This is a genomic window from Bradyrhizobium sp. Crot121 (genome assembly GCF_059512385.1).
Map to the genome: position 1 here is coordinate 1 of NZ_JCAMOR010000049.1, position 12691 is coordinate 12691.

Genomic DNA, 12691 nt, shown 5'->3' on the forward strand with positions numbered 1-12691 from the left:
ATCAAGCCGGATATTCGATCCCATTGCACATCGCTCAGAACCAGCCGATCCATGACACCCAAGGCTTCCTCCTAAAAGAAAGCCTTGAATCACGTTCAATCTGATTTGAGAATCCCAAGAGTCCACACGACCTAGTCTAAGGCGACGCCGCGATCTTGGTCGCGTCCCGCAACCCAAACCGGTCGCCATCGCGGACCAGCGCGATGTTGCGCTGGTGGAATTCCTCCAGCGTCGAGCGGTGGCCGATCGAGACGATCGTGGTGGCCGGCAATTCCTCCATCAGCAAACGATAGAGCGCGGCTTCCGAGGGCTCGTCCAGCGAGGCGGTGGCCTCGTCGAGGAACAGGTAGTCGGGTGCATGCAAGAGCGCGCGCGCCAGCCCCAGGCGCTGCTGCTCGCCGAGCGACAGCATTCTGTTCCAGTGTCCCTCTTCTTCTAGCCGTGAAGCGAGCTGGGGCAGTCCGATCTGGCCGAGCACTTCCCTGATCCTGTCGGCGCTGAACTTTTCTGCTTCGGCGGGATAGACGATCGCCGCGTGCAGCGAGCCGATCGGGAAATAGGGCTTTTGCGGCAGCATCATCAGCGAGGCGTGCTCGGGAATGACGATCGAGCCGCTGCCGAACGGCCAGATGCCGGCGACGGCCCGGAACAGCGTCGACTTGCCCGCGCCGGACGGCCCGGTAACCAGCGTGCGTTCGCCGGGCCGAAGCTTGAGCCCGGTCGCTGCGACCAGCGGCGCCCCATTGGGCAGCTTCACGAGAAGCTCTTGCAGCGCGATCGCATCGCTCGCCGCCGGTACCGCCTTGACTGCGTCGGGGTCGGTAGCGAGCCTTTCCGCCTGCGCAATCGATCGCTCGAAGCCATCGAGACGGGCGACCACCGCGCGCCATTCCGCCATGGTGCGATAGACCGATATGAAGAACGACAGCGCATCCTGCACCTTGCCGAAAGCTTCCATGATCTGCATCACGGTTCCGAGCTGGATCTTGCTGGCGAAATAGGCCGGCGCGGAGAGGATGACCGGAAACACCACGGCGGCCTGCGAGTAGCTCTGCGTGAACGCCGTCAGCCGCTTGGTCCGGCTCATGATGCCGTACCAGTTGGAGACCACACTGCCGAAACGCGTCGACAGCTGCTCGCGTTCGGCGCGGTCACCCTTGAGCAGCGCGATCTGTTCGGAGTTCTCGCGAACCCGCACCAGGTTGAAACGGAAGTCAGCCTCCAGCCGCTGCTGATCGAAATCGAGCCGCACCAGCGGCGAGCCGATCCACTGTGTCAGAGCCGTGCCGAAGATGGCGTAGACCAGCGCGCCCCACACCAGATAGCCGGGGAACGACACGTCGCTACCGAACAGATGCAACGGCGCCGCCGCGGACAGGCCCCAGAGAATTACGACGAAGGATGCCAGCGTCACGATCGAGCTCAACAGCCCGATGCCTAGCCCCAGCGTCTGACTGACGAACATCTTGATGTCGTCGCTGATGCGCTGGTCCGGGTTGTCGGCGGCATCGCCGTGAAGCTGCATGCGGTAGTGGTTGGCATCGTGCAGCCATTCGCCGAGATATTTACTCGTCATCCAGCGGCGCCAGCGGATCTGAAGCCACTGGTTGAGATAGAGCTGATAGATCGACAGCACGGTGAGGATCGCGGCCAGCACGCAGAACACGATGAGCTCGCGGACGAAGCCGTCCCAGTCCCGCTCCTGCAGCGCGTTGTAGAAACGATTGCGCCACTGGTTCAGCAGCACATCGTTGGCGACCAGCGCCAGCTCGATCGCGATGACCGCGGCAAGCAGGCCGCGGCCGGCCCATTTGTCTTCGGAGTTGAAATAAGGCGCTGCAATGCGCCACACCGTCGCGAGCGTCGAACGAATGTTGTTCACAGATTAGCGTCTCCGGGGGACCGCCTACAAAGGCTTGAAAAAACGGGACAATCAGGGAACCTTCAGACTAAAGTCGTGGGTTCCTCGGTCAGCGTCCACTTGTCGCAGCATGATAGTTAACCCTAGCATGCCAAGGCGACGCGGGGCGGCGGACTTTCTGATTTCGCGAGGTTGTGAGCGTTTGGCTGTGCCGACTCGTGCAGGCCTGTTTCGCACCACATGATCTTTGATTGCGCCCGGTGCGCCGGGTCCATGCCCGCGGCGAGCCGACGCAAGCCGCCGGCGGGAAGCCGCCACCGGGAAACCTTGGGGAGGAACAACAAAAATGTGGAACCAAATCTACAACCCGCTCGGCAACGCCGCGCTGTCGACGATCGCAGCCGCCGTTCCCGTGGTCACGCTGCTGGTCCTGATCGCCAGCGGCAGAGTGAAGGCGCATGTCGCCGCCATCATCGCCGTGATCGTGACCAACCTGATCACGATCTTCATCTTCACCATGCCCCCGAACATGTCGATCCGCGCCACGCTGCTCGGCGTGGTGACCGGCTTCTTCCCGATCGGCTGGATCGTGCTGAACGTCATCTTCCTCTACCAGATCACGGTGGCGACCGGGAAATTCGAGCTCCTGAAGCGCGCGGTCGGCGGCGTCACCGAGGACCGGCGCTTGCAACTGCTGCTGATCGCGTTCGCCTTCGGCGCGTTCTTCGAGGGCGCCTCGGGCTTCGGCACGCCGGTCGCGATCACAGGCGCGATCCTGATCGGCCTTGGCTTCTCGCCGCTCGCGGCGTCCGGACTGTCGCTGATCGCCAACACCGCACCGGTCGCCTACGGCGCGCTGGGCACGCCGATTCTGGGTCTCGCCTCGGTCACCGGGCTGGACCCCTATGTGCTTGGCGCGATGGTCGGGCGGCAATTGCCGCTGTTCTCGCTGATCGTACCGTTCTGGGTGGTGTGCGCATTTGCCGGCTGGCGCGGCATGAAGGACGTCTGGCCGGCGATCCTGGTCACCGGCGTCTCTTTCGCGGTCCCGCAATTCGTGATCTCGAACTTCATCAATCCCTGGATCGTCGACATCGGCGCCTCGCTGATCTCGATGGGCTGCCTGATCCTGTTCCTGCGCGTCTGGCAGCCGCGGCAACTCTGGCTGTCACCGGCGCTGCGCGGCCACGATGAATCGGCCGCGACCATGGCGGCGCCGAAGACGCTGGACAAGACGCCGCTCACGCAAGGCGAATTGTGGAGCGCACTGCTGCCATGGATCATCGTCTGCATCCTGATGCTGGTCTGGGGCAACGGCGCGTTCAAGACCTGGGCGAACGCCAATTTCGTCTGGAACTATCCGGTGCCCGAGCTCGACAAGCTCATCAACAAGATGCCGCCTGTCGCCGCCAAGCCGACGCCGGAAGGCGCGGTGTTCGGCTTCACCTGGCTGTCCTTCACCGGCACGGGCATGCTGATCGCGGCGATCATCTCGGGTCTGTTGATGGGCTTCTCGCCGCTGAAGCTCATCACCGAATATGGCCGCACCATCCGCCTGTGCGCGATCTCGCTGATCACGATCTCGGCGATGCTCGCGATCGGCACGCTGACGCGGCTCTCCGGTGTCGACGCGACGCTCGGCCTGGCCTTCGCCGCAACCGGCGTGCTCTATCCCTTCTTCGGCACGCTGCTCGGCTGGCTGGGCGTCGCGCTGACCGGGTCGGACACCGCCTCCAACGTGCTATTCGGCAACCTGCAGAGGATCACCTCCGAGCAATTGGGCCTGTCGCCGATCCTGATGGCGGCCGCCAACTCCTCGGGTGGCGTGATGGGCAAGATGATCGACGCACAATCGATCGTGGTCGCCTCCACCGCGACCAACTGGTACGGCCATGAAGGCTCGATCCTGCGCTATGTGTTCCTGCACTCGATCGTGCTGGCCTGCCTCGTCGGTCTGTTCGTGACGCTCCAGGCCTATGTCTACCCGTTCACGGAGATGGTCCTGAAGTAGCGACTCGCCGCCCTCCCCCTGCAGGGGGAGGGCGGGGTAGGGGTCAGCCACGGGCGCAGGCGTTCGCGGAGAGACCGGATCCCCACCCGGTTGCGCGTTGGGCAAACCGACCTCCACTTTTCGAGGAGGTGGATCGAACTCGTAGCCCGGGTGAAGCGCCAGCGTAACCCGGGTCCGCTCGCAAACACTGACACGGATATCCCGGGTTGCGCGTTCCGCTCCGCCCGGGCTACGAACTCGTCTCCGCGTCGCCGATGCGGCAGTGTCAGAGAGAGTTGATGGTTTCACGGATTTGCAAGAGCACGGTCTTTGTCTTCGCGCTGCTCGCGACTGCGATCGCGGCAGGTCCGGCGCGCGCCGACGAGGAGTTTCCCTTCGGCTTCGAAATGTCGCTCGATGCCGCGCGCATGCCCGGCTCCAAGCGCATCCCTTCGCTCGAGATCGGCGACAATGGCGAGGGGGTGCTGGAACTCTGGTGCAAGGGCGGCAAGGGCCAGTTCTCGGTGGCGGGCAACACCATCATCTTCGTTCCCGGCGCGATGGAGAATCGCAACTGTCCGCCTGAGCGGGCGCAGGCCGACGATGATCTGCTTGCGGCGCTCGGCGACACCGCGACCTGGCGCCGTCAGGGTGACCTCGTCACCTTGACCGGCTCGAAGACGCTGCGCTTCCGGCTCAACACGAATTAAGGCGCCGCAATCAGTCCGTTGGCCGTGGCAACGATCCAGCGGTTACCCCAGCGCACGATGGTTTCGATACGCCCGAGCCCGGGTATCGTGTCGCCGCGCGCGGCCATCCGAATGCCCTCAGGCCCGTCGAGAACAGCGGTTCCGTCCCGGACATCGACAACCGTCCAGCCCGATATGGTGGTCGGTCTCGTTTCCGGTGCCGGCGCCAAAGGTGGCCTCGCCGGCGCCGCGCCGGAAGGACTCGCATTTGCCTGCGAGGCGAACGGGTTTGAAGTGCGCGCGGCCAGGTGAGTGCTCGCGGGTAAAGGCTTGGGAATGCTTCCTACGACAGCGGGGGCCGCTGCCTGCAGATCTGACGTGGATGTTGCTTTTTTGGTGCCTTCGATCCTGCCGCCCGGTCTTGCTTCAGCGGTTCGAGGCGAAGACGTGACTTTCTGGGTGACCGAGCTGATCCCGAGCGTGCTCGCGAACTCCGGCCAATTCAGACCGCCGGCCCATCCCAACCCAAAGGCTGCCACCAGTGCCGTCGCGGGCAGCGCAATGGTGCGCGCCCAATCGCCGTACGGCCCCCGCACCACCAGAACGTCACCGCGATTTTGCTGCAGGAAATCCGACAGGCGCGCCGGCTGCTCCGGCAACTCGCCGTCAGCCACATTCCCCGACCAGCTTCCAAGGGTACTCGGCTCGTGGACTTGCATGGCGTGACCCACGTTCGGCTGAGCGATGATGTTCCCGGAAATTGAATCGAACCTTAACGACCAGGCCGAATGAACTGCGTCGCGATGCCGCTCCGATCGCTGGCCCCGGCAGCCGGCCATCCCAAATGGAGCTGCCAAAATTCCATGTCAGGCTGTCGAGCCGCCGGCTATCAACCTTCACGGCTCTCCGTTTTGTGATTAGACAGGTGCGAGTTTTGGGGCGGACATGCACGCGCAGTGGGAAAGTCGGTTGGCAGGCACGGAAATCTGCTGGTTAGCCCCGATAATTTTGCCCAGCGCCTGACAGCCGGAATCGAAATCTCTGACGTGGGCATGCGACGTGATGATTGTCAGTCATCCTGTCTCAACCGCGTCGTAACGGTGGAGAGACCGCCATGGCTGTGAACCTCGTCTCTGTTGTCATGCAATGTCTGACTCCTGACCTGATCGCCAAGATCGCGTCATCTCTGGGACTTGATCGAGACATCGTACAAAAGGCGATAGGAGGTGCCGTCCCCGCACTGCTCGCGAACTTGTCCGAGGTGGCCTCCACCCCCGGTGGGGCTCGTCAGTTGTCCAGCGCATTGTCGCAGCAGCAGCCCGGAGCGCTTGAAAGCCTAAAGAATGCGATGGCAGGTCCTGGCCAGGCGGCGCTCGCGGACAGCGGATCGGCGATGCTGGCCGGCCTGTTTGGCGGCCGGGCGCTGGACACGATCGCTCAGGCCATCGCGAAGTTCGCTGGCATCGGCGAGGGCTCCGGCAAGTTGCTGACCGGCATGCTTGGCCCTGTCGTCCTCGGGGTGTTGGGGCAGCATCAACGCAGCACCGGCATGGAGGCGAGCGGGCTGACATCGCTCCTCGCCGCGCAAAAGGACCAGATCACTGCGGCGCTTCCATCTGGTCTCGCCGATCAACTGAGCACTGCCGGTCTCATTGACAGGGCGGGGGAGAGCGTGCGCAGCGGAGCTTCGGCGGCCGCGAGCCGCGTCGCCGGGGCTTCTACACGCTACACGCCAAGCAACACGATGGCGCAGTGGCCCTATTGGCTGGCCGGCCTCGTCGTGCTCGGCGGTCTTCTCTGGTACGCAACGCAGCGCCCGGGTGAACAGACTGTCGCCGAGCAACCCGCCGCAACGCGCCCCGCAACCGGGACCGTGGGCGTGGCGCCCGCGAATTTGACCGTCGACGGGGTGAACCTGGCCAGCCAGGTCGATTCGTCCGTCAACACCTTGAAGTCCGCGCTGTCAGGCGTCACAGACGTGGCTACCGCTCAAGCGGCCCTGCCCAAGATCAACGAGGCGGTAGCACAGTTGAACGATGTCAACGCGCGAGCTGCAAAGCTGCCTCCGGAAGGACGAAGCGCACTCGCCAAACTGGTCGTGGTGGTGACACCTGCAATCAATCAGATGTGCGACAAGGTGATGGCGATTCCAGGTGTTGGTCCCGTCGCGAAGCCGGCGATTGATGATCTTCACGGAAAACTGGACTCGCTCGCACGAGTCTGAGCTGCGCGCGGCAAGCCAGTCACATATCGCCGCGTGGCCGCTACTTCCACGCCGATTTGTCGGCGTCCCAGCGCTGGGCCTTGAATTCCTTCGCCAGCGCCTCGATCGAGCCGTTGTCGTCGGGCGGCTCGCCGCCTTCCTCGTCGCCGACGGAGTCTTCCGAGAGGTTCAGCTTTGGACCTGAACCCTCATCGGCGGTGGTGACCACCGGGCTCGAGACCCACAGCATCAGCCTGTCCGACGCACCGGGCTTGTCCGAGGATACCAGCGCCGAGATCTCGACGGTCTCGGTGAGGCCGAGCGCGGGATAGACCTGGCTCGGACGCTTGAAGGTCAATTTCAGCTTGCCGGTGTTGGCGTTCCATGACGCCCCCGACGGCTTTGCCGCCAGCGTCTTGCTCAGTACGCCCGATATCGCTGATGCGATCTTGTCCCTGTTGATCTTGTCGCCGCTGAGCCAGTCGGCGGCGGCGAAGCGGATGGTGCGGTCCATCTCGACGCTGCCCGTGGTCCAGCCGGCCGCGACCACGCCCGGCGTCGCCTTGGCCTTGGCGACCAGGGCCGAGGCCTGTTCCGGATCGACGGTGAGGTTGATGGTCTGCTCGCCGGCGCGCAGCGCGTCGCAGGTGATGGCGAGGCTCGAGAGGCCGACCTCCACGGCCTGGCCCTTGAGGCTCTTCAGCAAGTCCAGCGCCGCGTCGAGCTTGACGCGCACGCCGACGGATTCGGGAGACACCTCGGTAAAGTCCTTCGGTGCCGGCGTGATGCCGTCATCGGTGGTCTGGCTCTCCTGAAATTCCCGCTCCGAAAGGTCGGTATTGTCGGAGGAGGCGACTTCCGTCACCGCCTGGCCGATTGTGATCTGGCCGCGGAATTCGAAACTGTCGCCGGTCGGCTTGCGCACGAGCTTCACCGTGACGGGCGATTTGTCATTCAGGGTCTGCGTCGTGCCGCTCAGGTTCTGGCCATTGACGGCGAGGTTGACGACGAAGCGGTCCTTGCGGTCGGAACCTTTTTCCGCGGGGTAGCAGACGTCGAGGACCGCCGCGGTGACGTTCTTGCCCTGGCGGGTTTCCTTCAGCACCGCGTCGGCATTGCCCTCCATCAAGCCGTCGATCGCGGTGAAATAGCGCGTCTCGGTCGTGCCCGGCGCCGTCTTGGACGGCAGCTTCATCTGGGCAAGAGCGAGATCCGAAGAGGCCGTGAGGAGGCCCACGAGGCAGCAGAGCAGGGCGCGCATATGAGGATCCCCCTTGAGGAACAGAATCGCCAACGCCGTAACTAGCAAACCTTTGGTGAAAAAGAAGGCCGCGGCGGTGACGTAACCCAAAAATGCGCAGCCGCATTCAGGGACGCGGGTGCGGGCGGGGAAACCGGTTGCGGACTGCTGGGATGGGCGCGTTCCCAACTCGAAAAAAGTCGTGGGCTAACCGGACAAGGGGTGAGCCGCAACGGCTCCCGCGTTTGCTCGCTTCCGCTTCAGGCGGCGCACGACCGGAATTCCGCCCGGTGTCAACTGCTGCGACGGCACCATGCGACGCCGACGCCACGCGTCCGTTTCGTTCTTCAGCTTGGCTGCCCAATCGGCTTCGCCACCGATACCCTTGTCAGCCACATCCGAGCCAGCCATGCATTCTCCAACAATCATCTAAAATAACAGCCACAACGCTGCTCGCGCGATGACAGGCTTGCCCGCTGCGCTCGTGCGTCCTGCAACAATCAGGTTCATTGAATTCCCGAGCCCGGGCTGCAGTTCCTTCGGCAACGCCGATCGCAGCCTCGCGCTTTGTGCGGGTCGAAGAATGCTGCATCGTGTTCTTACGTCCCGCCGAAGGGAACGGAATCTCCACTGCAATGGTTAGGGTGAACAGCAGTCCGGGCGTTCATCATGGCCATTGATGATCGCAACCCCGACATTTGGTGGTGGATTCGTCGCGCCGCTGAAATAGTGGGAAAAATCGGAAAAATCGCCGCGGCGTCCTCCGGCAAGAGCAGATGCGGTGATTACAAAAATCGACAATTTTCATTGCTAATCGTCCGATCAGTCGGATGCTCCTTGGCAAATCAATATCGGGATAAAATGGAAATTCGCTCTGCGCGCCCCGGAACTTGTGCGAGTCCATGAAGTTCTTTGAGCGCCGCATGTCGCGGCGAGGAGAATCCAGATGAGGAAGATGCTTTTGCTTTCCGCGGCTATCGCTCTGATGTCGAGCGGTGCGCTCGCGCAGAGCACCGTGACGACCACGACCGGGGCCGGACGTGCAACGGTTCAGATCGAGCCGGAGTACCGCACCAGGATCAAGACCTACGTCACCGAGCACAAGGTTCGTCCCGTGACGACAAAGGAAAAGATCGTCGTCGGCGGAACGGTGCCGAGTGATGTCGAGCTCGCGGCGGTGCCGTCCGATTGGGGACCATCGCTCACGAAGTATCGCTATGTGTATTCCGGGGACCGCGTGATGCTGGTGGATCCCGGCACGCGCACCGTCGTTCAGGAAATTGATTGATGCAGGCTAGAGGCTGCCGTTATGGCGGCCTCTATCTCTTCGAACGGAGGGAAATTTGGAATCTCATCGCGAGGCCAGGATCGTGGGCGTGAGCCTGGCCATGGTCTACGTCGCCTGCCTGGTATTCGCCGCCATCAGCCTGGCCTGACAGAAAGTACTCGGCGGCTATTCGGTTCTGATACAATCAGAACCGAATATGTTCTAATCCGGATACGAAAAGGCCGCCCAAAGGCGGCCTTTTGATTTGATTGTTAGAGGGGCTCAGAAGCCCATGCCGCCCATACCGCCGCCTCCGGGCGGCATCGCAGACGCCGGCTCCTTCGGCAGTTCGGCGACCATGGCTTCCGTCGTCACCAGGAGGCCGGCGACCGAGGAGGCGTCCTGCAGCGCGGTGCGCACAACCTTGGCGGGGTCGATGATGCCTTCTTCGACCATGTCGACATATTCCTCGGTCTGGGCGTCGAAGCCGAAGGTCTCCGACTTGTTCTCGAGGATCTTGCCGACCACGATCGAGCCTTCGACGCCGGCATTTTCCGAGATCTGGCGTACGGGGGCTTCGAGGGCCTTCAGCACGATGTTGATGCCGGCCTGGACGTCGGAATTGTCGTTGGAGAGACGGCCGACCGCCTTCTTGGCGCGCAGCAGCGCCACGCCGCCGCCGGGCACGATGCCTTCCTGCACCGCGGCGCGGGTTGCGTTCAGCGCGTCCTCGACACGGTCCTTCTTCTCCTTGACCTCGACCTCGGTGGCGCCGCCGACGCGGATCACCGCGACGCCGCCGGCCAGCTTGGCCAGCCGCTCCTGCAGCTTCTCGCGGTCGTAGTCGGAGGTGGTCTCCTCGATCTGCGCCTTGATCTGGCCGACGCGTGCCTCGATGTCGGCCTTCTTGCCGGCGCCGTTGACGATCGTGGTGTTCTCCTTGTCGATCACGACCTTGCGGGCGCGGCCGAGCATCTTGATCGTGACGTTCTCGAGCTTGATGCCGAGCTCTTCGGAGATCAACTGGCCGCCGGTCAGGACCGCGATATCCTCCAGCATCGCCTTCCGGCGGTCGCCGAAGCCCGGCGCCTTGACGGCGGCGACCTTCAACCCGCCGCGCAGGCGGTTGACCACCAGTGTCGCCAGCGCCTCGCCCTCGACGTCCTCGGCGATGATCAAGAGCGGACGGCCGGACTGCACGACAGCTTCCAGCACCGGCAGCATCGCCTGCAGACCGGAGAGCTTCTTCTCGTGCAGGAGGATGTAGGCGTCTTCGAGCTCGGCGGTCATCTTCTCGGCATTGGTGATGAAATAGGGCGAGAGATAGCCGCGGTCGAACTTCATGCCTTCGACGATGTCGACCTCGGTCTCCAGCGACTTGTTCTCCTCGACCGTGATCACGCCCTCATTGCCGACCTTCTGCATGGCCTGGGCGATCATCTTGCCGATCGCGGTGTCGCCATTGGCCGAGATGGTGCCGACCTGCGCGACCTCGGAAGAGGCGGCCACTGGCTTGGCGCGCTTCTCGAGGTCCTTGACCACAGCGGCGACAGCAAGGTCGATGCCGCGCTTCAGGTCCATCGGGTTCATGCCCGCAGCAACCGCCTTGCCGCCCTCCCGCACGATCGCCTGCGCCAGCACGGTCGCGGTGGTGGTGCCGTCACCCGCAGTGTCGTTGGTCTTGGAGGCGACTTCGCGCAGCATCTGCGCGCCCATGTTCTCGAACTTGTCCTCTAGCTCGATCTCCTTGGCGACGGTGACGCCGTCCTTGGTGATGCGAGGGGCACCGAAGCTCTTTTCGATGACGACGTTGCGGCCCTTCGGGCCGAGCGTGACCTTTACCGCATTGGCAAGGACATCGACGCCGCGCAGCATTCGCTCGCGGGCTTCTCCGGCAAATTTAACGTCTTTGGCAGCCATATCTTGCTCCTGGAATGATTGAGGGCACTGGGCCGCACACCCTTGTCGTCATTGCCGGGCTTGACCCGGCAATCCATCGCTCTTGAAGATCGATGGATGCCCGGGTCAGGCCCGGGCATGACATGTGTGGATGTTGCGGCCGCTCCGCTAAGTTGCGTTAGACCAGCACGCCCATGATGTCGGACTCCTTCATGATCAGGAGTTCCTCGCCGTCGAGCTTGACCTCGGTGCCCGACCATTTGCCGAACAGCACGCGATCGCCGACCTTGACGTCGATCGGGATCAGCTTGCCGGTCTCGTCGCGGCCGCCTGGCCCGACGGCGGTGACTTCGCCCTGAGAGGGCTTTTCCTTGGCGGTGTCGGGGATGATGATGCCGCCCTTGGACTTCTCTTCGGCTTCGATGCGCTTGACCACGACACGGTCATGCAGCGGGCGGAATTTGGATTTAGCCATGACGTTTCCTCTTGGAGGCTCGGTTTCAGGTCTCGTTCATCGAGGCCGGGGTTGAATGCCGGCCGGTCGATGGCTCGCGGGCAGGATATCCAGCGCATTAGCAATCGTCGCGCCAGAGTGCTAATTGTGGGGCGGGGAATATGGCTTGGCGCCTTTCCTGTCAAGCAAAGTGGTTAAGGCCTTGGTGAGGCCAATATAGGATGCTGCAACCAAATCAAATCAGAGCCCAGGTTGGAGTTCTCACGTCATCGTTTCGACGTCATTGCTCTGCCTTACGTTTTAAGCTTGGCTGCAGGACGGGTGCGGCCCAAAGGTGCGACCAAGGATATTTCGGGGGAATACGGATGATCGGATCAGGTGACGCGCGCGCGGTTGCGAAATTTGCGACCGTCTCGGCGCTGACGCTTCTGTTGGGCGCGTGCAGCAGCGTCAACCTGCCGTCGCTGTCATCCAACCCGGGGCCTGGGCCCGAGGAGGCCGCGCCGGAAATGCCCGCCACCATTCGTTCCGACGAGATCGTCGGCCGCTGGGGCTTGGCCTCCTACCAAAATCCGGCGGACCGCGCCCGCACCGAGAAGATGGCGCGCGACCAGTGCAAGCAGCCTTACGTGATCGGCGCCGGCCAGTCCGGCGGCGTGATCATGCATCTCGCAGACCAGGCCACCCCCCAGGAGCTGCGTCTGAAGGGCTCTCCGAGCGGCAAGAACTATATCGGCCCGCCCGGGCCGTCCGGCGGCGAGCAGGACCGCGAGATCGTCTCCTTCGACGGCCGCGTCATGGTCACCCGCTTCGTCGACAAGGACGCCGCCGTCCGCTACGGCAACATGGTCTACGTCCGCTGCGCGCCACGGGCGTGAAGTGCCAATTGCTGTGCCCTCTCCCCTTACAAGGAGGGCTATATGCGGCGGTGCCGGTTGATGTGCCCTCGCCCCTTGCGGGAGAGGGCAGCTCCGCTGCCAGAACTGGACTCATTTGGGTGAGGGGTACTCTCCGCGAACGCTATCGCGCGCGGAGACAACCCCTCATCCGGCGCTTCGCGCCACCTTCTCCCACAAGGGGAGAAGGGA

Annotated in this window: 11 protein-coding genes; 5 read left to right on the plus strand and 6 right to left on the minus strand. The window is 63.4% G+C overall.

All coding sequences use genetic code 11. The features are described 5' to 3' along the window. Window positions 1-136 precede the first annotated feature (136 nt). Window positions 137-1882, minus strand: a complete 1746-nt coding sequence (locus AC5ZGW_RS31250; protein ID WP_130228016.1) for an ABC transporter ATP-binding protein/permease — start codon at window positions 1880-1882, stop codon at window positions 137-139. Window positions 1883-2207: 325 nt separating this feature from the next. Here AC5ZGW_RS31250 and AC5ZGW_RS31255 point away from each other — a divergent pair, with 325 nt between their 5' ends. Then, window positions 2208-3872: an L-lactate permease gene (locus AC5ZGW_RS31255; RefSeq protein WP_130228015.1), complete on the plus strand. Its 1665-nt coding sequence runs from the start codon at window positions 2208-2210 to the stop codon at window positions 3870-3872. A gap of 278 nt (window positions 3873-4150) precedes the next feature. Beyond that, window positions 4151-4561: an META domain-containing protein gene (locus AC5ZGW_RS31260; RefSeq protein ID WP_496114015.1), complete on the plus strand. Its 411-nt coding sequence runs from the start codon at window positions 4151-4153 to the stop codon at window positions 4559-4561. Here AC5ZGW_RS31260 and AC5ZGW_RS31265 read toward each other — a convergent pair. After that, on the minus strand, window positions 4558-5259 hold the full coding sequence (locus tag AC5ZGW_RS31265; protein WP_130228014.1) for a hypothetical protein: 702 nt from the start codon (window positions 5257-5259) through the stop codon (window positions 4558-4560). The two genes, AC5ZGW_RS31260 and AC5ZGW_RS31265, sit on opposite strands and share 4 nt — an antisense overlap. Before the next feature lie 395 nt (window positions 5260-5654). On the opposite strand from AC5ZGW_RS31265, the gene AC5ZGW_RS31270 reads away from it, so the two are divergent. Beyond that, entirely contained in the window at window positions 5655-6764 is a 1110-nt protein-coding gene (locus AC5ZGW_RS31270; RefSeq protein WP_130228013.1) for a DUF937 domain-containing protein, read from the plus strand. Between the two features lie 40 nt (window positions 6765-6804). Here AC5ZGW_RS31270 and AC5ZGW_RS31275 read toward each other — a convergent pair whose 3' ends face one another. Continuing rightward, window positions 6805-8004, minus strand: coding sequence for a hypothetical protein (locus AC5ZGW_RS31275; RefSeq protein ID WP_496114016.1), 1200 nt, complete (start codon window positions 8002-8004; stop codon window positions 6805-6807). 186 nt (window positions 8005-8190) lie between these two features. Further along, complete coding sequence (locus AC5ZGW_RS31280; protein WP_130228012.1) at window positions 8191-8394, minus strand: hypothetical protein; 204 nt, start codon at window positions 8392-8394, stop codon at window positions 8191-8193. 535 nt (window positions 8395-8929) lie between these two features. On the opposite strand from AC5ZGW_RS31280, the gene AC5ZGW_RS31285 reads away from it, so the two are divergent. After that, window positions 8930-9271 carry a DUF1236 domain-containing protein gene (locus AC5ZGW_RS31285; protein ID WP_028166957.1) on the plus strand — a complete coding sequence of 114 codons (342 nt, stop codon included), beginning with the start codon at window positions 8930-8932 and terminating at the stop codon, window positions 9269-9271. Between the two features lie 261 nt (window positions 9272-9532). On the opposite strand, the gene groL is transcribed toward AC5ZGW_RS31285, so the two are convergent. After that, the gene (groL, locus tag AC5ZGW_RS31290) at window positions 9533-11170 is read right to left on the minus strand and encodes a chaperonin GroEL (protein WP_130228011.1); all 1638 of its coding nucleotides are present in this window, start codon (window positions 11168-11170) and stop codon (window positions 9533-9535) included. A gap of 157 nt (window positions 11171-11327) precedes the next feature. After that, complete coding sequence (locus tag AC5ZGW_RS31295) at window positions 11328-11624, minus strand: co-chaperone GroES (protein WP_027580177.1); 297 nt, start codon at window positions 11622-11624, stop codon at window positions 11328-11330. Window positions 11625-11968: 344 nt separating this feature from the next. On the opposite strand from AC5ZGW_RS31295, the gene AC5ZGW_RS31300 reads away from it, so the two are divergent. Continuing rightward, window positions 11969-12481 (plus strand): hypothetical protein, encoded by a 513-nt coding sequence (locus AC5ZGW_RS31300; RefSeq protein ID WP_130228010.1) that lies wholly within the window; start codon window positions 11969-11971, stop codon window positions 12479-12481. Window positions 12482-12691: the final 210 nt, after the last annotated feature.